Source organism: Cupriavidus malaysiensis, from assembly GCF_001854325.1.
GTDB classification, from domain to species: domain Bacteria; phylum Pseudomonadota; class Gammaproteobacteria; order Burkholderiales; family Burkholderiaceae; genus Cupriavidus; species Cupriavidus malaysiensis.
Genome location: NZ_CP017754.1, coordinates 2,401,228 through 2,418,553, shown reverse-complemented (window position 1 = coordinate 2,418,553; position 17,326 = coordinate 2,401,228). Strand labels below are relative to the sequence as shown.

Genomic DNA, 17,326 nt, shown 5'->3' with positions numbered 1-17,326 from the left:
CCTCGCGCATCCTATCATCGGGCGGCCGCACCGGCGCCGCGCCGGGTGCGCCCGCCCACGCCGCGGTGCCGGTGGTGGCCGCCATCAGGTCCGCCGCAGGTCCAGGGTGAAGGGGAACTCCCGGCTCGGCTGGGCGCGCGCCACGCGCATCCGGCCCGGCGTGTGCCCGAGCGCGGCGAAGCGCGCCAGCCGGCGGCTCTCCGCTTCATAGGCATTGACCGGGAAGGTGTCGTAGTTGCGCCCGCCCGGATGCGCGACGTAGTAGCGGCAGCCGGCCAGCGAGCGCTCCATCCAGGTATCGACGATGTCGAAGGTCAGCGGGGCATGCACGCCGATGGTCGGATGCAGCGCCGAGGCCGGCGACCATGCCTTGTAGCGCACCCCGGCCACGTATTCGCCGACCGTGCCGGTCGGCTGCAGCGGCAGCGGCGCGCCGTTCACCGTGACCACGTGGCGGTTGTCGTTGAGACCGGTGACGTGGACCTCCAGCCGCTCCAGCGAGGAATCGACATAGCGCACCGTGCCGCCGGCCGCCCCCTCCTCGCCCATCACGTGCCACGGCTCCAGCGCGCCGCGCAGGGTCAGTTGCATGCCGCGTGCCGACACCTCGCCATAGCGCGGGAAGCGGAACTCGAAATGCGGGCCGAACCAGGCCGGGTCGAAGGCGAAGCCGGCCTCGCCCATTTCCTCCAGCACGTCGTCGAAATCCATGCGCAGGAAGGTGGGCAGCATGAAGCGGTCATGCAGCTCGGTGCCCCAGCGCGTCAGCGGCGTGGTGTAGGGGGCGTGCCAGAAACGCGCCACCAGCGCGCGCAGCAGCAACTGCTGCACGATGCTCATGCGCGCATGCGGGGGCATCTCGAAGGCCCGCAGTTCCAGCAGCCCCAGGCGGCCGGTGGCGGAATCCGGCGAGTAGAGCTTGTCGATGCAGAACTCGCTGCGGTGGGTGTTGCCGGTGACGTCGATCAGGATGTTGCGCAGTACCCGGTCGACCAGCCACGGTGGCATGTCCTGGCCGTACAGCAGCTTGTTGCGGTGGATCTCGGCGAAGGCCACGTCGAGCTCGTAGACCTGGTCGTTGCGCGCCTCGTCCACCCGCGGCGCCTGGCTGGTCGGGCCGATGAAGAGCCCGGAGAACAGGTAGGACAGCGAGGGATGGTTGTGCCAGTAGCCGATCAGGCTGGCCAGCAGGTCGGGCCGGCGCAGGAAGGGGCTGTCGGCCGGCGTGGCGCCGCCCAGCACGAAGTGGTTGCCGCCGCCGGTGCCGACATGGCGGCCGTCGACCATGAACTTCTCGCTCGACAGGCGCGACAGCCAGGCGGCGTCGTAGAGGAACTCGGTGTGCTGCACCAGCTCGGCGAAGTCGTGCGCCGGATGGATGTTGACCTCGATCACGCCCGGGTCGGGGGTGACCTGCAGCATCTTCAGGCGCGCGTCGCGCGGCGGCGGGTAGCCTTCCAGCACCAGCTTGACACCCTGCGCCGCGGCGGTCTGCTCGATCGCGCAGAGCAGGTCGAGGTAGTCGTCCAGCAGCGCCAGCGGCGGCATGAAGACATAGAGCACGCCTTGGCGCGCCTCCACGCACAAGGCAGTGCGGGTGATCCAGGCGGCCGACTCGAAGCGGTCGGGGAAGCGGTCGGCGGCCGCGTGCGACGGCGGCGCCGAGGCGGCCGCCCCGCCGCTGCCGTCGCGGCCGGGGGCCGCGCGCAGCCGCGGCGGCTGCAGCGCCAGCGGCGCCGGACCGCCGGCCGCCGCCGCATAGGCATAGGCGGGGAATGGATAGCCGGCCTGCGCGGCCACGCCGGCACCGGCATGGCGTGCACGCAGCGCGGCCGCGCTCGGCAGCGGCTCCGCCGGCGCAAAGGGATCGCGCTCGACCAGGTAGGGGTAGTCGGCCCGGCTGACCCACGGCAGCGAGTCGAGCGGCAGGCGGTAGCCCATCGGCGAGTCGCCCGGCATCAGGTACATGCGCTCGTCGCGGAAGAACCAGGGCCCGGTCTCCCAGCGGCTGCCGGCCAGCGCCGCGGCCCCCTCGCTGACCTTGATCGGCAGCACGTGCCCGACCACCGTGTCGAGCTTCTGCCCGAACACCTTGCGCAGCCGCGCGCGCTCCATTTCGTCGTCGAGGCGCGCGTCGAACGGGTCGACATTGACCGGCAGGCGGCGTTCCCGCCACAGGTAGTACCAGACATCCTCGTAGCCGGCCTGGATGTAATCGGTGGCCAGGCCGAGGCGCTGCGCCAGCGCGCGCAGGAAGCGCTCGCCGTCGGCGCTGGTGCAGGTGCCCGGCTCGCGCTCGTCGGCGAAGCGCGCGGGGTCGAGCCAGGCCGGCTCGCCGTCGGCACGCCAGAACACCGACAGCGCCCAGCGTGGCAGCTGTTCACCCGGATACCACTTGCCCTGGCCGAAATGCAGGAAGCCGCCGTCGCCGTACTCGGCGCGCAGCTTCTGCACCAGCGCGGTGGCATAGCCGCGCTTGGTGGGCCCGAGGGCGTCGGTGTTCCACTCGGCGCCTTCGCGGTCGTCGATCGAGACGAAGGTCGGCTCGCCGCCCTGGGTCAGGCGCACGTCGCCGCTCACCAGCGCCTCGTCGACCTGGCCACCGAGCTCCAGCACCTGCTGCCATTGTTCCTCGGTATAGGGCTTGGTGACGCGCGGCGACTCGTAGATGCGGGTGACGCGCATCTCGTGCTCGAACTCCACCTCGCATTCATCGATCAGCCCGTCCACCGGCGCCGCGCTGCTGGGATGCGGCGTACAGGCAAGCGGAATATGCCCCTCGCCCGCCAGCAGGCCCGAGGTGGGGTCGAGCCCGATCCAGCCGGCGCCCGGCAGGTAGACCTCGCACCAGGCATGCAGGTCGGTGAAGTCGACCTCGGTGCCGCTGGGACCGTCGAGCGACTTCACGTCCGGCGTGAGCTGGATCAGGTAGCCGGAGACGAAGCGGGCCGCCAGCCCGAGGTGGCGGCACAACTGCACCAGCAGCCAGCCGCTGTCCCGGCAGGAGCCGGAGGCGAGCTGCAGCGTCTGCTCCGGCGTCTGCACGCCCGGCTCCATCCGCACCAGGTAGCGGATGTCGTGCTGCAGCCGCTGGTTCAGCGCCACCAGGAAATCGATGGTGCGGGCGGGCTCGCGGTCGATGCTGTCGAGGTAGGCACGGAACGCTGGCGCCCCCCCCGTCGCGGAATCGCAGGCCAGGTACGGTGCCAGCTCCTGCCGCTGGGCCTCGTCGTAGCGGAACGGGAAGGTCTGCGCGCTCTCTTCGAGGAAGAAGTCGAAGGGGTTGTAGACGGACATCTCCGCCACCAGGTCGACGGTGATCTCCAGGCTGCGTGTCGGCTCCGGGAACACCAGCCGGGCCATGTAGTTGGCGAAGGGGTCCTGCTGCCAGTTGACGAAATGCTGCGCCGGCTCGACGCGCAGCGAGTACGACAGGATCGGCGTGCGGCAGTGCGGGGCGGGCCGCAGGCGCACGACCTGGGGCCCGAGGCGGACGGAGCGGTCGTAGCGGTAGCGGGTGACGTGGTGGAGCGCGACGTGAATGGGCATAGCGTGGCCGTGCGTTACGGAAGATCGGAAAGGCGGACGGTCAAACGTTCAAACTGGCAAACAGGTAAGCGGGTACGCAGGTAAAGGGTCGTTGGGGGCAAGCGGCCAGGCAAGGGGCCGGTCCCTCCGCCGTCCGCCGGAGCGGGCAGCGGAGCGCCGGCGGCTCAGACCAGTTCGGGCGCCGGGATCACACTGATCTCGACACCGACCGCCCGCGCGCCCGGCCCCATCACCGGCATGGCATCGCGGTAGTCGAGCCCGGCCGCGATGCGCACATAGCGCTCGTCGGGACAACGGTTCAGGAAGGGGTCGAAGCCGACCCAGCCCAGTCCTTCGACAAAGGCTTCCGCCCAGGCGTGGGCCGAGGGCGGCTGCGCCACCGCCGCCGCCGGCCGCTGCCGTGCGGGCGCCTCGCCGGCGGCATCCCGCGTGGCGGGCGGCGTGCCGCCCGTTTCCGCCTCGTCCTCATCCTCGACCGCGACCTCGCCGTCCTGCTCCGCCGGCTGCCGCCGGCCGGCCTCGGCGGCTGCTTCCAGCGCACCGGCGGGCAGCCGCAGGGATTCCGCCAGGCGGCGCGCCGGGCTGTCGGTCATCAGGTAGCCCGAGATGAAACGGGCCGGGATCTTGAGCGCGCGCGCCGCGGCGATGAACACGTGCGCGTAGTCGCGGCTCGAGCCTTCGCCGCTGGCCAGCGCCGCCTCGGCATCGGCCGGCGCCTCGGCGGCACGCTCCGGCGTGTAGGCAACGCGGCCGTGGATGGCCGTCATCAGCCAGTGCAGCACTTCGAGGCCCGGCGTTTCGCCCGGCACCTCGGCGGCCAGCGCGGCGACCGCGTCGCCGGCACGGGTCAGCTCGGTCTCGCGCTCGAACAGCCAGGGCGGGGCATAGGAATCGCCCTGCCCCAGCACGCCGGCGCAGTCGTGGGTCTCGACCACGCCGGCGGCGACGATCACGACCTCGGGCTTGTCGCCTTCGTGCCGCACCAGGTCGGTCTGGTTGCCCAGCCCGTCCGCATAGGTCAGCATCGGCTCGATGCCGTCGATGGTGACCTGCCACGCTCGCACCGTCTGGCCCGGGCCGCTCTGCGGCCGCAGGTGCAGGCGTTGCAGCGCGTAGGCTGCGTGGTCGTCGAGCTGGAAGCGCGAGATATGGCGGATGGCAAGGCGCATGATGGGATCTCAGTCGAAGTTGTACGCGTTGGCGATCTCGATGCCGAGGCTGTTGTTGCGGTGGATGAAGTCCGTCAGGAATTCATGCAGGCCGCTCTTGAAGATCCGTTCGACGGTGCTGTCGGCCAGCGTGCGCTGGATCCTGGCAGCCGTTTCATGACAAGCGTGCGTGAGGCCGTAGTCGTCGGCCAGGTGCTGCAGGCTGGTGACCACGCGGCCGCAGGCGAAGCGCAGGGAACGCGGCATGCGGCCGTTGAGGATGAGATAGTCGGCGATGTGGATGGGCTTGTACTGCACGTCATAGACCCAGCGGTAGGAACGGTGCGCGGCGACGGAGCGCAGGATGGCCTCCCACTGATAATTGTCGAGGATGGTGCCGACATGCGACACCGACGGCAGCAGCAGGTGGTACTTGACGTCGAGGATGCGCGCGGTGTTGTCGGCGCGCTCGATGAAGGCGCCGATCTGCGCGAAGTCGAAGATCTCGTTGCGCAGCATGGTGCTGTAGAAGCTGCCCACGATCAGCGCGGTCTCGCGCTTGATGCGGTCCAGCAGCGCCGGCAGCTCGCTCTGCACCAGCGGCTGGGCCAGCCCGCGCCTGAGCTCCAGCCAGGCGCAATTGATGCTCTCCCAGGTCTCCCGCGTCAGCGCCGTGCGCACCATGCGCGCATTGGCGCGTGCGTGCTCGATGCAAGACAGCACGCTGGAACCGTTGTCGCGGTCGCGCAGCAGGAAGTCGATCGCGCTCTCCACCGAGAACTGCTCGTACTTCTGCCGGTATCCTTCGTCGGCGCCGGAGCTGACCAGCACCGACGACCATTCCGCCGGTGCGTCGTCGGCGCGCGTAAGGGCCATGCGCAGGCCCACGTCGACGATGCGCGCTGTGTTCTCCGCGCGCTCGATGTAGCGGTACATCCAATAGAGTCCGCTTGCCGTCCGTCCAAGAAGCATATCTCTTCCATTCCGATCGTTATCGTTGGCGGGGCGCCGCGCGGGCGCCCGCACTCCTTGCGTGCGATGTGCGGTGCGATGTACGCCTGCGCTCAGTCGGCCAGGACCCAGGTGTCCTTGGTTCCTCCTCCCTGGCTGGAGTTGACCACCAGCGAGCCCTCCTTGAGCGCGACGCGCGTGAGGCCGCCGGGGGTGATGCGGATGCGGTCCGAGACCAGCACGAAGGGGCGCAGGTCGACGTGGCGCGGTGCCAGCCCCCGCTCGGTCAGGATGGGCGTGGTCGACAGCGCCAGCGTGGGCTGGGCGATGTAGTTCGACGGGCGCGCGCGCAGCTTGGCGGCGAAGGCCTCGCGCTCCGCGCGCGAGGCAGCCGGGCCGACCAGCATGCCGTAGCCGCCGGAGCCGTGCACTTCCTTGACCACCAGCTCTTCCAGGTGCTCCAGCACGTATTGCAGGCTGTCGGCCTCGGCGCAGCGCCAGGTCGGCACGTTTTCCAGCAGCGCGGCGCGTCCGGTATAGAACTCGACGATGTCCGGCATGTAGGAGTAGATCGCCTTGTCGTCGGCGATGCCGGTGCCCGGCGCGTTGGCGATGGTGATATTGCCGGCGCGGTACACGTCCATGATGCCGGGCACGCCGAGCACCGAGTCGGCGCGGAAGGTCAGCGGATCGAGGAAGGCATCGTCGAGGCGCCGGTAGAGCACGTCGATCGGCTGGAAGCCTTCGGTGGTGCGCATGGCGACGCGGCCGTCGATCACCTGCAGGTCGCGCCCCTCGACCAGGTGCACGCCCATCTGGTCGGCCAGGAAGGCATGCTCGTAGTAGGCGGAGTTATGGATGCCCGGCGTCAGCACCGCCACCGTCGGGTTGTCGGCATTGCCGCCCGGCGGGCAGACCGCGGCCAGCGACTGGCGCAGCATCTGCGGGTAGTTCTCCACCGAGCGCACCTTGACCTGCTGGAACAGCTCCGGGAAGAGCTGCATCATGGTCTCGCGGTTCTCCAGCATATAGGACACGCCAGAGGGCGTGCGCGCATTGTCTTCCAGCACGTAGAACTGGTTCTCGGCGGTGCGCACGATGTCGACGCCGATGATGTGCGTATAGACATTGCCAGGCGGCCGGAAGTCGATCATCTCCGGCAGGAAGGCACCGTTCTGCGCGATCAGGTGCTTCGGCACGATGCCGGCGCGCACGATCTCCTGCCGGTGGTAGATGTCGTCGAGGAAGGCATTGAGCGCCATCACGCGCTGCTCGATGCCCTGCGACAGCCGGGTCCACTCCTGCCCCGACAGGATGCGGGGCACGATATCGAACGGAATCAGCCGTTCGGCGGCTTCTTCATCGCCATAGACAGCGAAGGTGATACCCGTGCGGCGGAATACGTTCTCCGCCTCCAGGGCCTTGCTGGCGAGGCTCGCGGGATCCTGTACGTCGAGCCATCGCTTCAGGCGCTCGTAAGGCGCCCGCACCAAGTCGCCGGATTGCAGCATCTCATCGAATGGCTTCATTGCGTCTCTCCTTCTTATTGGACGCGGCATCGTCTGTGCCGGGCCGGCGTAAAGAGGCTTGAGCAAGGAGCATGCCTTGTCCGCCGCCCGCCGGCGCCGCCGACCGGCACCACGATGCTTCGCTGCGCACCAGATCCGTGCATCCGGGACGCGTCGACGCGGGCGCCTGGCGGCGGGCAAGCGCAGTGCCGGCGGGCATGGCTTCCGGGCGGTGGCGCGGGCGCGGCGGATGCACGCCTCGATGGGCGAGCTTAACGCGGAACCGTGACCATGCGATGGCAGCCCGTAATGCAGCCCGTATGCATCCCGCTATGCAGCCCGCTATCCCTCGGGTGGTGCAACAGGCACACATGGCGGGGCGCCGGCCTCGGCGGTGGCAGGCTGCGGCATGCAGCGGTTGCGTCCCAGTGCCTTGGCGCGGTAGAGCTGGGCGTCGGCCTCCGCGGCCAACGCCTCCATATAGGTATCGTCGCCGGGGCGCGGTGTGCCGGCGGCGCCACCGATGCTGACGGTCAGCATGCCGACAGGGCTGCGCGCGTGCGGAAGGGCCAGCGCCTGGATGGCACGGCGGATGTTCTCCGCCACCACGCCTGCGCTGGCGAGGTCGGTGTCGGGCAGCACCACGCAGAACTCCTCGCCGCCGTAGCGGGCGGCCAGGTCGCCCGGCCGGCGCACATTGGCGCGCACGCACTCGGCGACCGCGCGCAGGGCGCTGTCCCCGCGCAGGTGGCCGTAGTGGTCGTTGTAGGCCTTGAAATGGTCGACATCGACCATCAGCACGGCGATCGAGTGCTGCCCGCGCGCGGCGCGCCGCGTCTCCTGGGCCAGCCGCTCGTCGAGGGCGCGCCGGTTCGCCAGGCCGGTCAGCCCGTCCGTGGCCGCGAGCTCGGCATGCCGGCGCTGCTCCGCCAGCCGTCCTTCGAGCTGCCTGGCGAACAGACAGGCCGTCGCCAGCGTGGCGAGGTTGAACAGGACGCCGAGTACGCCGATCGCCCAGGCCCTGGCCTTCCAGCTGGCATAGATGTCCCCGGTGGCCGCCCCGACGGCGACGAACAGCGGGTAGGCGCCGATGCGGCGGTAGACGTAGAGGCGCTCGACGCCGTCGCGCACGGAGCGTCCGAGGTAGATCCCTTGCGTGTTCCTGGCCAGCATGTCCGCCTGCACGCTGCGCGTCGCGGCGGGACTGTCCAGCGGGATCGCCGGACGGCGCGCGACCACGCTGCCGTCGGCATACAGCAGCGCCACCGTGCCATGGGTGCCCAGGGACATGCGCGCGAACAGCCGGTCGAAATAGCTCAGGCGCAGGCCGCCGACCACCACGCCGGCGAACTGCCCGCCGGCATCCTTCAGACCCAGGCTGAGCGCGATGGCGGGGCCGAATCCGGTGCGCACCTGGAACGGCTTGCTGACGTAAAGGCCCTTGGCCTGCCCGCGCGCATGGACCAGGAAATAGTCGCGGTCGCCGAAATGGAGCGGGCGCGGCGGCTCCGCCCTGGAGTCCAGGATGGCCTGGCCCTGCCGGTCCGATACCAGGATGGACCCGAGATCCTCGGCGCGGATCATGCCGCCGAACAGCGCCATGCGGCGCACGTGGTCGGACAGCGTCGCCACCTCGGGATCCGCCAGCCGCTGTGCCACGGTCTCCAGCGCCGCGCTATAAAGGTCGAGATTGCGCGTGACGTCGTACTCGATGACTTCCGTCATGTTCGACGCCGCCTCCCGGGCCCGCTCGAAGGCATCCACACGCATTTCGTAGAGGGAGATGGCCGCCCCGGCCGTGACGGCGAGCGAGAAGGACAGGGCGACGCCGATCAGCCGCTTGGGCTTGTTGACAATCGGTTTCAGCATGCAGCTCGGGGGGGTTGGCACGACACGCGTCCGGCGAGGGCCGCGTCTGCCGGAGAGCTTACCACCGCACTCCGCGGCCCGGCCCCGCCGCCGGCGCCTCCCCCACCGAAGCAGGATGCCGCGAGTTCGGGGCGCAGGCCGGCGCACGGCATCGCGGACCTACGCACCAGGATCGATCTGCCCCGGCCCTCCGGCCGCGCTTCGGTGCATCGGCGCGCGCAGCACGGTGCGTGCCGGGCGGTGTCAGCGCCATGCCGCGGGACGTGCGCGCACCGTCCGCACGCCACGCCGGCTTGCCGCTTCTACACGCGCCCGCCGGGCGCAGCGGCAGGCGGCTCAAGGCCCTCCGGGGCGCTGGGACCAGTGCGAGGCGGCGTGCCCGGCATCGCACAGCCTCCTCCGCATCCTCTGCGTACCGCTGGCGGCACACGCCGCCGATCTCAATTTCGCCAGCTGGGGCGGTGCCTACCAGAATGCGATCCGCGCGGCATGGCTCAAGCCCTTCGCACAGGAAAGCGGCATCCATGTCCATGAGGACACCGCGATCCGCAGGTGGCCAAGATCCGCGCCATGATCGACACCAGGTCGGTGTCATGGGACGTGGTGACCGAGAACAGCGCGCGCCTGGCGCGCGGCATCAAGCAATGCCGGCGCTGCCCGCCGCCAGGGTTTCAGTGCGCGTACACCGCCTCCCAGTCGCGGAAGCCCTTGACCTCGATCGGGTTGCCGAAGGGATCGGTGAAGAACATGGTCCACTGTTCGCCCGGCTCGCCTTCGAAACGCACCTGCGGCGCGAGCACGAAGTCGGTGCCGGCCGCCTGCAGGCGCGCCGCCAGTGCCTGCCAGTCAGGCAGCAGCAGGATGATGCCGAAGTGCGGCATCGGCACCAGCGCGTCGCCGACGTGGCCGGTGCGCGCGGTCTGGAAAGGCTGGCCCAGGTGCAGCGAGATCTGGTGGCCGAAGAAGTCGAAGTCGACCCAGGTCTCGGTGCTGCGGCCTTCGCGGCAGCCCAGCACGTCACCGTAGAAGCGGCGTGCCTCGGTGAGATCGGTGACGTTGAAGGCGAGATGGAAGACGGATTGCATGCTGGAGGATCCTCGTTCTGGTTGTCGGATAGGTGATCGGATGGCTTGTCGACCGGTGGCCGGAACAATGGTCGGATGCGCTGCGGCCCGGGCGCGCCGCGTTTGGCATGGGATTATGGACGATGCGCGGCCCCGCCAGCATCGCCGAGCTGCGGCGCAAGACCCGCATGTTCTCGCTCAAGCGGCTGGAGCGCCGGCTGGAGCCGGTCTGCCGCGAACACCTCGCCATGATCGATGCGCTCTCGCGCGGCGACACCGCCGATGCCGCGGCGCGCACGGCCGGGCACGTCGACAATATCCGCGCTTCCAGCTTCCATCCTGGCCAAGCTGTCGCGCTGGTAGCCAGTCATCGGACGCCGGCAGCCGTCGCTGCGCCGGTCCCATCCATTGCATACCCCTCCAAACGGGGGTAAAACAAGCAATTTCGCGCCCGGCTCTTACCATCGTTTGCCATTCCTTACCGTTCCGGCGCCGAGGTGGTGCAACGGAAGTGGCACATGCCGCTAGAATGCCGTGCATGGCCGAGACCGGGCGGCACCGCGCACGTACCGGATCGACCTCTCGCCCGGCAGCCGCAAGCCGGGCGAGCAGAACAGACGCGCCAACGCGCGCACAAATACGGGTCAACGGAAATTCGGGAATACGGGGACGGGAGCCATCGTGTTGCTTTGCACCGGCCAGGCTCTGGCGCTCGGGAATCCAGCGGTCGCGCTGATCTTCTCCTCATGCTGTCTGGTGGCGTGGGCCTGCCAGCGCACGCACCGCTATCTGCTGTCGGTGTGCGCTGCCTTCTTCCTCTACGGACTGGCCGCCACCTCCCAGGTATTCTGGCCGCCGCGCGACTTCGCCTGGAACACCATGCCCGCGGGCCTGCTCTATGCCTGCAGCACGGTACTGCTGCAACGGGGCATGCTGTTGCGCGCCGGGGCACGCTTCGATGCGGTGCCGGTGCTGGCGGTGGCGCTGCTGCAGCTTGCCGCCCTGGCCTATTTCCACTTCATCGATCCCCACGTGGTGGCGCGCACCTACATCCACAACGGTGCCGCAGCCCTGGTCCTGCTGAGCGGCGCGGCCCGGCTCGGCAAGCTGCGCCATGGCCGTCAGGTCGACCGCGTGCTGTACTGGATCTTCCTGCTGTTCGCCTTCAGCTTCGTGCCGCGCCTGGTGCTGAACCTGTTGTCACCGATCGGGAAGGATCCCTGCGCCTTCAGCCAGGCGCCGTACTGGCTCTTCTTCCTGTTGGGCCAGGCTCTGCTCAATGTGGCGCTGTCATTGGCCATCTTCGCGGCAGCGGTGTCCGACGTCTTCGATGCGCTGCGCAGCGAGCGCGACACCGACGCCTTGACCCAACTGCGCAACCGCCGCGGCTTCGAGAACCTGGCGCGGCAGGCCATCCCGCCGCGCGGCGGCCGGCCGCTGAGCCTGGTGCTGGCCGACATCGATCACTTCAAGCGCATCAACGATGCCTACGGCCACACCGCCGGCGATGCCGTGCTGGCGGGCTTCGGCGCGGTCATCGCCCAATGCGTGCGCCAGCGCGACGTCGCCGCCCGCATCGGCGGAGAGGAGTTCGCCGTGCTGCTGGCGGACACCGACGCCGCGGGCGCCGGCAGCCTGGCCGAGCGGCTGCGCCGCGCGTTCGAAACCATGCCGTGGCCCATGCTGCCGGCGTCGGAGCGCGTGACGGCCAGCTTCGGCGTGGCCGCGCTCGAGGACGGCGAAGGACTGGATGCGCTGCTCAAGCGCACCGACGCCCTGCTCTACGCGGCCAAGCGCGGCGGCCGCAACGCTGTCGCCTCGACGCTCGATGCGGCGCCGGGCACCTTGGCTCACTCGAGCGGATAGACGCCCCGGTATTCGGGCATCGTCACGGGCCAGCCTAGTTCGTGTTCGATGCGCTGGCGCAGCGCATCGGCGCCATCCGGCTCGCCATGGACGATGAAGGTGCGCCGCGGTGCCCTGGCGAAGCCGCGCAGCCAGGCCAGGATCTCGTCGGCATCGGCATGCGCGGACAGGCTGGTCAACTGCTCGACATTGGCGTTGATGGGCACTTCCTTGCCGTGGATGCGCAGCAAGCGGGCGCCGCCGGCCAGCGCCGCCCCGCGCGTGCCGCCGGCCTGGAAGCCTGACAGCAGGATGCAGTTGCGCGGGTCCGGCCCGAAAGCCTCCAGGTGATGCAGGATGCGTCCGCCGGTCGCCATGCCGCTGCCGGCCAGGATGATCTTGGCGGCGCGATTCTCGTTCAGGCGGATCGACTCTTCCACGCTGCGCACATAGATGGGCAGCGAGCAGGCCGCATTGCATTCGGCCCGGCCGATGCGCAGTTCGTCCTGATGCAGCCAGAACACCTGGGTGGCGTCGCGCGCCATCGGGCTGTTCAGGTAGACCGGCACGTCGGGCAGGCGGCCCTGCACTTGCAGGCGGTGGAGGCAGTACAGCAGGCTCTGCGCGCGCCCGACCGCGAAGGTCGGGATCAGCAGCGTGCCGCCCTGGGCGGCGGTGCGCTCGACGATGCGCGAGATGGTGTCGAGCGGGTCCTCGGTACTGTGCTGGCGGTTGCCGTAGGTGGATTCGACCAGCAGGCAGTCGCCTTCGCCCACGGTCTCCGGCGCCTGCATCACCACGTCGTGCTGGCGGCCGAGGTCGCCGGAGAACACCAGGCGCCGGCCGTCGACGTGGAGCACGACGATGGCGGCGCCGATGATGTGGCCGGCATGGCGGAATTCCACCTCGATCCCCCGTGCGACGGGAAAGCGCGCGCCGAATCCGGTCGGCTGCAGATGCCGCAGCGCGCGCGCGGCGTCGGCCATACCATACAGTGCCAGCGCCGGCTTGTGCTTGGAGTAGCCGTGCCGGTTGGCGTCGTGCGCGTCTTCCTCGGCCAGCCGCGCACTGTCTGCCAGCAGGATCTCGCACAGCCGTGCCGTGCCTTCGGTGCAGTAGACACGTCCGCGGAAACCCCGGCGCACCAGCAACGGCAGGTAGCCGCTGTGGTCCAGGTGGGCATGGGTCAGCACCACCGCGTCCAGGCTCGCAGGGTCGAGCGGCAGCGGGTCCCAGTTGCGCAGGCGCAGCGCCTTGTAGCCCTGGAACAGGCCGCAGTCGATCATGACGCGGCGATCACCCGCTTCCAGCACATACTTCGAGCCGGTCACGGTATCGGTGGCACCGAGGAAGCGGAGTTGCATCGCCATCCGTGCGAAGGGAGGCCGCGGCGGTCAGGCCGGCGCCAGGCTCAGGCCTCGTGCGGCGACAGCCAGGCGCGCCGTGCGCCGCCGTCCGCCTGCGCGGCGGCCGCGATCTGGCCGACGAAGCCATCCAGCATCTCGCGCGCCTCGCCCGTCTGCACCTGGCGTTGCAGCAGGGCCAGCACCGGCTGCGGCACCTTGCCGCTCAGCCGCGCCACTTCCTCGATGGCGTTGAAAGCGCCGCGCGAGGCCATCAGGCAGACCACCGCGAGCCGTCCCTGCACGCGCCCCTGGTCGGCGAGGAAACTGCGCATCGGCGCGGCCAGCCGGCCGATCCAGATCGGCGTGAGCAGCACCACCTGGTCATAAGCCGCGAGCGGCCGGCCGTCGTAGGCGTAGGCGACATGGCGTTGCAGCAGGTTATCGACCACGCAGCGCACGTCTCCCGCCAGGCCGGCGCGGCTGCGCACGTCACGCACCTCATGGACCTCGGCGCCGAGTTGGGCCGCCAGCTGCTCGGCCACCTGGCGCGTGGTACCGGTGCGCGAGTAGAAGACGATGACGGTGTTTTCCATGTCTGTCCTGCCTTGCCGAAGCGTTGGATAAGTGGCCGCAACGCGGGTGGCTGCAACCGGCGCGCGGCCCGGGACGGGCGGAACCTTACCTGCGCGGCGCGCACCTTGCCGATAGTCTAGGCATTGCGCCCGGCACGAGCTTGATACACATCAAGCCGGCCGACGCCCCCGCACCTCGCCGCACCTTGCCGCGTAGCTTGTGGCATTCCCCTCTTTCTTCGGGCTGGCGGCGCCTTCTGCCGCGATCCGCGCCTTGCCACGCCGTGCGGTGCCGCTCCTTGGCAATGAAATTGATACGTATCAATCCGCCGCCGGCCACACTGCCTAGAATGAGTCATTCCTTACCACGCGGCCCGCGCCCTCCGGGGCATGCGGCCATGCGCCACGGCGGCATCGCCGCCGCGCAATGCCCCGTCCACGTCGCCAAGCCAACCAGGAGGCCTCCATGGCAAATCCCAACGACATTCCCTTGGAAGTATTCCGCACCGGCATGCAGGCTGCGCTACGCGGCACCCTGCTGATGCTGGAGCGCCAGCAGCGCCTGCTGGCGTTCCAGCTCAAGGCGGTCGACCAGGCCATCGCCGGCTCGAAGGAAATCGTCAACGAGGTATCGCACGCCGGCACCGTCGCCGACCTGGCGGCGCTGCCGGCGGCGCTGATGCGCCAGCAGACCGAGCAGTACACGCGCCTCTGCGAGGAATACACGGCGCTGGCCAGCCACAACCAGGCCGAACTGGCCGAGCATCTGCGCGAAGCCGGCGATAGCTGGCAGAAACTGCAGGGCAATGCCACCGCCGGCCCGCAGTTCGCGATGCCGATGCCCGCGCCGGTGCAGGAGTGGTTCGACCGCTTCGGCCAGTTCAATTCGGTGCTGACCAATGCCTTCCTGCAGCCGAACGCGGCGCATGGCAACGGCGCGGCCGGCCACGAAGCGGCGGCGCGCGCAAGGAGCCGCCGTGGCGAATGAGCGGAATGCGCGTATCGCCCTGGTGACGGGCGGCATGGGCGGCCTCGGCGAGGCCATCGCCGCCCGCCTGCATGCCGCCGGCCACCGCGTCATCGTGACCCACTCGCCCGGCAACGATCACGTGCAGGCGTGGCTGGACGGCCAGCGCGCGGAGGGCCGCGACTTCGCCGCCTTCGGTGTCGACGTGGCCGACTATGACGACTGCCAGCGCTGCGCCAGCGAGATCCTGGCGCGCTTCGGCACGGTCGACATCCTCGTCAACAATGCCGGCATCACGCGCGACCGGACCTTCAAGCGCATGGAGAAGGCGGAGTGGGACGACGTGCTGCGCACCGACCTGGATTCGGTCTTCCATATGACCAAGCCCTTCACCGACGGCATGAGCACACGCGGCTGGGGACGGATCATCAATATCTCTTCGGTCAACGGTTCCAAGGGTGCCTTCGGCCAGGCCAACTACGCCGCGGCCAAGGCGGGCATGCATGGCTTCACGAAATCCCTGGCGCTGGAACTGGCCGGCAAGGGGGTGACCGTCAACACGGTGTCACCGGGCTACCTGGCGACCAAGATGGTGACCGATGTGCCGGCCGAGATCCTGCAGGCCAAGATCCTGCCGCAGATCCCGGTCGGGCGCCTGGGGCGCCCGGACGAAGTGGCGGCGTTGATCGCCTACCTGTGCTCCGATGACGCCGGTTACGTGACCGGCGCCAATATCGCCATCAACGGCGGCCAGCATATGCAATGACCGCACGCGCCGGCATCTCGCCGGCGCAAGCGCTTGTCCGCCCGGGCGGGCCCCGCCGGTCTTGACGGGCATCAATGTGCCAGCCGCCCGATCACCTAACCTTGGGGCACGGGGATGCCCCGCCCCCAACAACCTGCCCGTTTCCTGGAGACTTGCCATGTACCAGCGCATCCTGCTTGCCGTCGACGGCAGCCGTTCCTCGGATCTGGCCCTGAGCCAGGCCATCACGGTCGCCAAGGCCACCGGCGCCGAGGTCGAGGCGATCTTCATCGCCGACAACAGCGATCTGTTCTTCGACGTCGGCTACTTCGACCCGTCCAAGATCATGGACAGCATCATGGCTGCCGGCAACGAAGCGCTGTCGGCTGCCGCGGCGCGCCTTGCCGCCGAGGGCGTGCGCCACAGCACCAGGCTGATCGACAAGCCGGTGGGTCCCGGCATGATTTCCGACACCATCATCCAGGAGGCTGTGCGCTGGGATGCCGACCTGCTGGTGCTCGGCACCCACGGCCGACGCGGCGTGAAGCGCCTGGTGATGGGCAGCGTGGCCGAAGGCGTACTGCACAAGAGCGGCAAGCCCGTGCTGCTGATCCGCAGCGAAGCCCCCGACTGAGCGCAGCGCGCCGGCGGCGGACAGTCCCGCGAGCCGGGGCCGGCCGCCGTTCGGCCGTCAGTTCGGAAAATCGCCCGGCTCGAGCCAGCGCGCGATATAGCGGCCCATGGCCTCGAGCAGCACATCCGAGGTCAGCCCCGACGCGCCCGCCAGCGCCGGACAGATCACCCAGGTGGTGCCGTCGGCCTCGAACAGGCGCAAGGTCTTGGCCAGGTCGGCGGGCTGCAGCACGTAGTCGCGTGCGCTGGCGCGCTCGAGGCCGAAGGCGCGCACATAATCCTCACGGTGCCGCTCGCCCAGGCAGACCACGAGCTTGGGCCGCCAGCGTCGCCGGATCTCGCTGATGAAGCGGAAACGCCCGCCGTTGCGGCAGCGCTCCAGGTAGCGCTGCTTGGGCACGAGTTCGGGCTGTCCGCGGAAGGCCTTCGACCAGGGCTGGTCGCCGACCAGATGAGCCGGCAACGGGAACAGGCTCAGCTTGAATTCGGCGCCACCCGGTGCATAGAGATGGTTGGCGTAGTAGTCCTGCCAACTGCTGATTTCTCGGGACGGGCCCAGGACCTGGGTGCGCGCGGCGCACATGATGCGCGCCACCTTCTGGTGCGACTGCCAGCGTTCCATGGCTTCGCGGTTAGTCGCGCGGAATGCGGCATCCCATGCGCCGGGATGCCGCCGTGGAATCAGCGGTGCCAGCAGCGATTCGGTCCAGGGATGCGGTGTGCTATCGCAAAACCAGATCGCCGCAGCGGGATTACCCCCTTCCATACCCACATAAGAAGCAAAATAAACATCCAATTGCTCACCAGAGAATATTATCTTCTGTTCTATTTCCATACCTTTTACCGCTTGGTGGAACTTGAGATGCCCTCGCATCGGAACCCAAGGCCCCGGCTGCGCCGCGGGCGGTGAGATACCCGCAAATGCATCGGCACAACAATGATGGGTAGAACGGCAACAAGAACAAGCAGCATTCGCTGGCAATCCCAAACTCCGCGATATCCGCAGTGCGCCCTGGCGGGGGCGGCGGCAGGCCGCGCCGGAAATCCCTTCGCCGATGGCGGGGAAAGCCTGGAACCAGTCGATCCGCATCGGTGAATCCCAGGGAGGACGGCGCCGGACCGCTGCCGG

General features: G+C 69.3%; 13 protein-coding genes and 2 pseudogenes. 5 read left to right on the top strand and 10 right to left on the bottom strand.

Annotated elements, in window-relative coordinates:
* Positions 1-84: 84 nt before the first annotated feature.
* The 7 genes and pseudogenes from BKK80_RS10670 to BKK80_RS10645 all read right to left on the bottom strand — a co-directional run bounded on the left by BKK80_RS10670 (position 85) and on the right by BKK80_RS10645 (position 10,110).
* Positions 85-3,549 carry a transglutaminase family protein gene (locus BKK80_RS10670; protein ID WP_071069348.1) on the bottom strand — a complete coding sequence of 1,155 codons (3,465 nt, stop codon included), beginning with the start codon at positions 3,547-3,549 and terminating at the stop codon, positions 85-87.
* 164 nt (positions 3,550-3,713) lie between these two features.
* A pseudogene (locus BKK80_RS37965) lies at positions 3,714-3,923 on the bottom strand (transglutaminase family protein); the annotation flags it as partial.
* Positions 3,915-4,718: pseudogene (locus tag BKK80_RS10665) on the bottom strand (transglutaminase family protein); the annotation flags it as partial. The pseudogenes BKK80_RS37965 and BKK80_RS10665, both read right to left, overlap by 9 nt.
* 9 nt (positions 4,719-4,727) lie before the next feature.
* Entirely contained in the window at positions 4,728-5,669 is a 942-nt protein-coding gene (locus BKK80_RS10660) for an alpha-E domain-containing protein (protein WP_071037016.1), read from the bottom strand.
* A gap of 92 nt (positions 5,670-5,761) precedes the next feature.
* Positions 5,762-7,177 carry a circularly permuted type 2 ATP-grasp protein gene (locus BKK80_RS10655; protein ID WP_071012588.1) on the bottom strand — a complete coding sequence of 472 codons (1,416 nt, stop codon included), beginning with the start codon at positions 7,175-7,177 and terminating at the stop codon, positions 5,762-5,764.
* 321 nt (positions 7,178-7,498) lie between these two features.
* Positions 7,499-9,025 (bottom strand): diguanylate cyclase, encoded by a 1,527-nt coding sequence (locus tag BKK80_RS10650; protein ID WP_071069346.1) that lies wholly within the window; start codon positions 9,023-9,025, stop codon positions 7,499-7,501.
* A 671-nt stretch (positions 9,026-9,696) separates the two neighbouring features.
* Positions 9,697-10,110: a VOC family protein gene (locus BKK80_RS10645; protein WP_071012584.1), complete on the bottom strand. Its 414-nt coding sequence runs from the start codon at positions 10,108-10,110 to the stop codon at positions 9,697-9,699.
* A gap of 122 nt (positions 10,111-10,232) precedes the next feature.
* Here BKK80_RS10645 and BKK80_RS37370 point away from each other — a divergent pair, with 122 nt between their 5' ends.
* Both BKK80_RS37370 and BKK80_RS10635 read left to right on the top strand, forming a co-directional pair.
* The gene (locus tag BKK80_RS37370) at positions 10,233-10,523 is read left to right on the top strand and encodes a hypothetical protein (RefSeq protein ID WP_071069342.1); all 291 of its coding nucleotides are present in this window, start codon (positions 10,233-10,235) and stop codon (positions 10,521-10,523) included.
* Positions 10,524-10,770: 247 nt separating this feature from the next.
* The gene (locus BKK80_RS10635) at positions 10,771-11,955 is read left to right on the top strand and encodes a GGDEF domain-containing protein (RefSeq protein WP_071012581.1); all 1,185 of its coding nucleotides are present in this window, start codon (positions 10,771-10,773) and stop codon (positions 11,953-11,955) included.
* Here the strand turns inward: BKK80_RS10635 and BKK80_RS10630 are convergent.
* On the bottom strand, positions 11,940-13,298 hold the full coding sequence (locus BKK80_RS10630) for an MBL fold metallo-hydrolase RNA specificity domain-containing protein (protein ID WP_071016306.1): 1,359 nt from the start codon (positions 13,296-13,298) through the stop codon (positions 11,940-11,942). The genes BKK80_RS10635 and BKK80_RS10630 overlap by 16 nt on opposite strands.
* Positions 13,299-13,345: 47 nt before the next feature.
* Positions 13,346-13,873: a flavodoxin family protein gene (locus BKK80_RS10625; protein ID WP_071037019.1), complete on the bottom strand. Its 528-nt coding sequence runs from the start codon at positions 13,871-13,873 to the stop codon at positions 13,346-13,348.
* A 445-nt stretch (positions 13,874-14,318) separates the two neighbouring features.
* Here BKK80_RS10625 and BKK80_RS10620 point away from each other — a divergent pair, with 445 nt between their 5' ends.
* The 3 genes from BKK80_RS10620 (at position 14,319) to BKK80_RS10610 (ending at position 16,198) form a co-directional block, all read left to right on the top strand.
* On the top strand, positions 14,319-14,840 hold the full coding sequence (locus BKK80_RS10620; protein WP_071012578.1) for a phasin family protein: 522 nt from the start codon (positions 14,319-14,321) through the stop codon (positions 14,838-14,840).
* 34 nt (positions 14,841-14,874) lie between these two features.
* Positions 14,875-15,585, top strand: a complete 711-nt coding sequence (phbB, locus tag BKK80_RS10615) for an acetoacetyl-CoA reductase (protein WP_071038402.1) — start codon at positions 14,875-14,877, stop codon at positions 15,583-15,585.
* A 157-nt stretch (positions 15,586-15,742) separates the two neighbouring features.
* On the top strand, positions 15,743-16,198 hold the full coding sequence (locus tag BKK80_RS10610; protein WP_071012576.1) for a universal stress protein: 456 nt from the start codon (positions 15,743-15,745) through the stop codon (positions 16,196-16,198).
* A gap of 57 nt (positions 16,199-16,255) precedes the next feature.
* Here BKK80_RS10610 and BKK80_RS10605 read toward each other — a convergent pair whose 3' ends face one another.
* Positions 16,256-17,032 carry an XpsR family transcriptional regulator gene (locus BKK80_RS10605; RefSeq protein ID WP_071012574.1) on the bottom strand — a complete coding sequence of 259 codons (777 nt, stop codon included), beginning with the start codon at positions 17,030-17,032 and terminating at the stop codon, positions 16,256-16,258.
* Positions 17,033-17,326 lie beyond the last annotated feature (294 nt).

Bases quoted from the DNA above. Each gene is read 5' to 3' on its own strand.
- BKK80_RS10625 (WP_071037019.1), bottom strand. From the start codon at position 13,873: ATGGAAAACACCGTCATCGTCTTCTACTCGCGCACCGGTACCACGCGC.
- BKK80_RS10610 (WP_071012576.1), top strand. From the start codon at position 15,743: ATGTACCAGCGCATCCTGCTTGCCGTCGACGGCAGCCGTTCCTCGGAT.
- BKK80_RS10645 (WP_071012584.1), bottom strand. From the start codon at position 10,110: ATGCAATCCGTCTTCCATCTCGCCTTCAACGTCACCGATCTCACCGAG.
- phbB (WP_071038402.1), top strand. From the start codon at position 14,875: ATGGGCGGCCTCGGCGAGGCCATCGCCGCCCGCCTGCATGCCGCCGGC.
- BKK80_RS10620 (WP_071012578.1), top strand. From the start codon at position 14,319: ATGGCAAATCCCAACGACATTCCCTTGGAAGTATTCCGCACCGGCATG.
- BKK80_RS10660 (WP_071037016.1), bottom strand. From the start codon at position 5,669: ATGCTTCTTGGACGGACGGCAAGCGGACTCTATTGGATGTACCGCTAC.
- BKK80_RS10605 (WP_071012574.1), bottom strand. From the start codon at position 17,032: ATGGAAATAGAACAGAAGATAATATTCTCTGGTGAGCAATTGGATGTT.
- BKK80_RS10655 (WP_071012588.1), bottom strand. From the start codon at position 7,177: ATGAAGCCATTCGATGAGATGCTGCAATCCGGCGACTTGGTGCGGGCG.
- BKK80_RS10650 (WP_071069346.1), bottom strand. From the start codon at position 9,025: ATGCTGAAACCGATTGTCAACAAGCCCAAGCGGCTGATCGGCGTCGCC.
- BKK80_RS37370 (WP_071069342.1), top strand. From the start codon at position 10,233: ATGCGCGGCCCCGCCAGCATCGCCGAGCTGCGGCGCAAGACCCGCATG.
- BKK80_RS10670 (WP_071069348.1), bottom strand. From the start codon at position 3,549: ATGCCCATTCACGTCGCGCTCCACCACGTCACCCGCTACCGCTACGAC.
- BKK80_RS10630 (WP_071016306.1), bottom strand. From the start codon at position 13,298: ATGCAACTCCGCTTCCTCGGTGCCACCGATACCGTGACCGGCTCGAAG.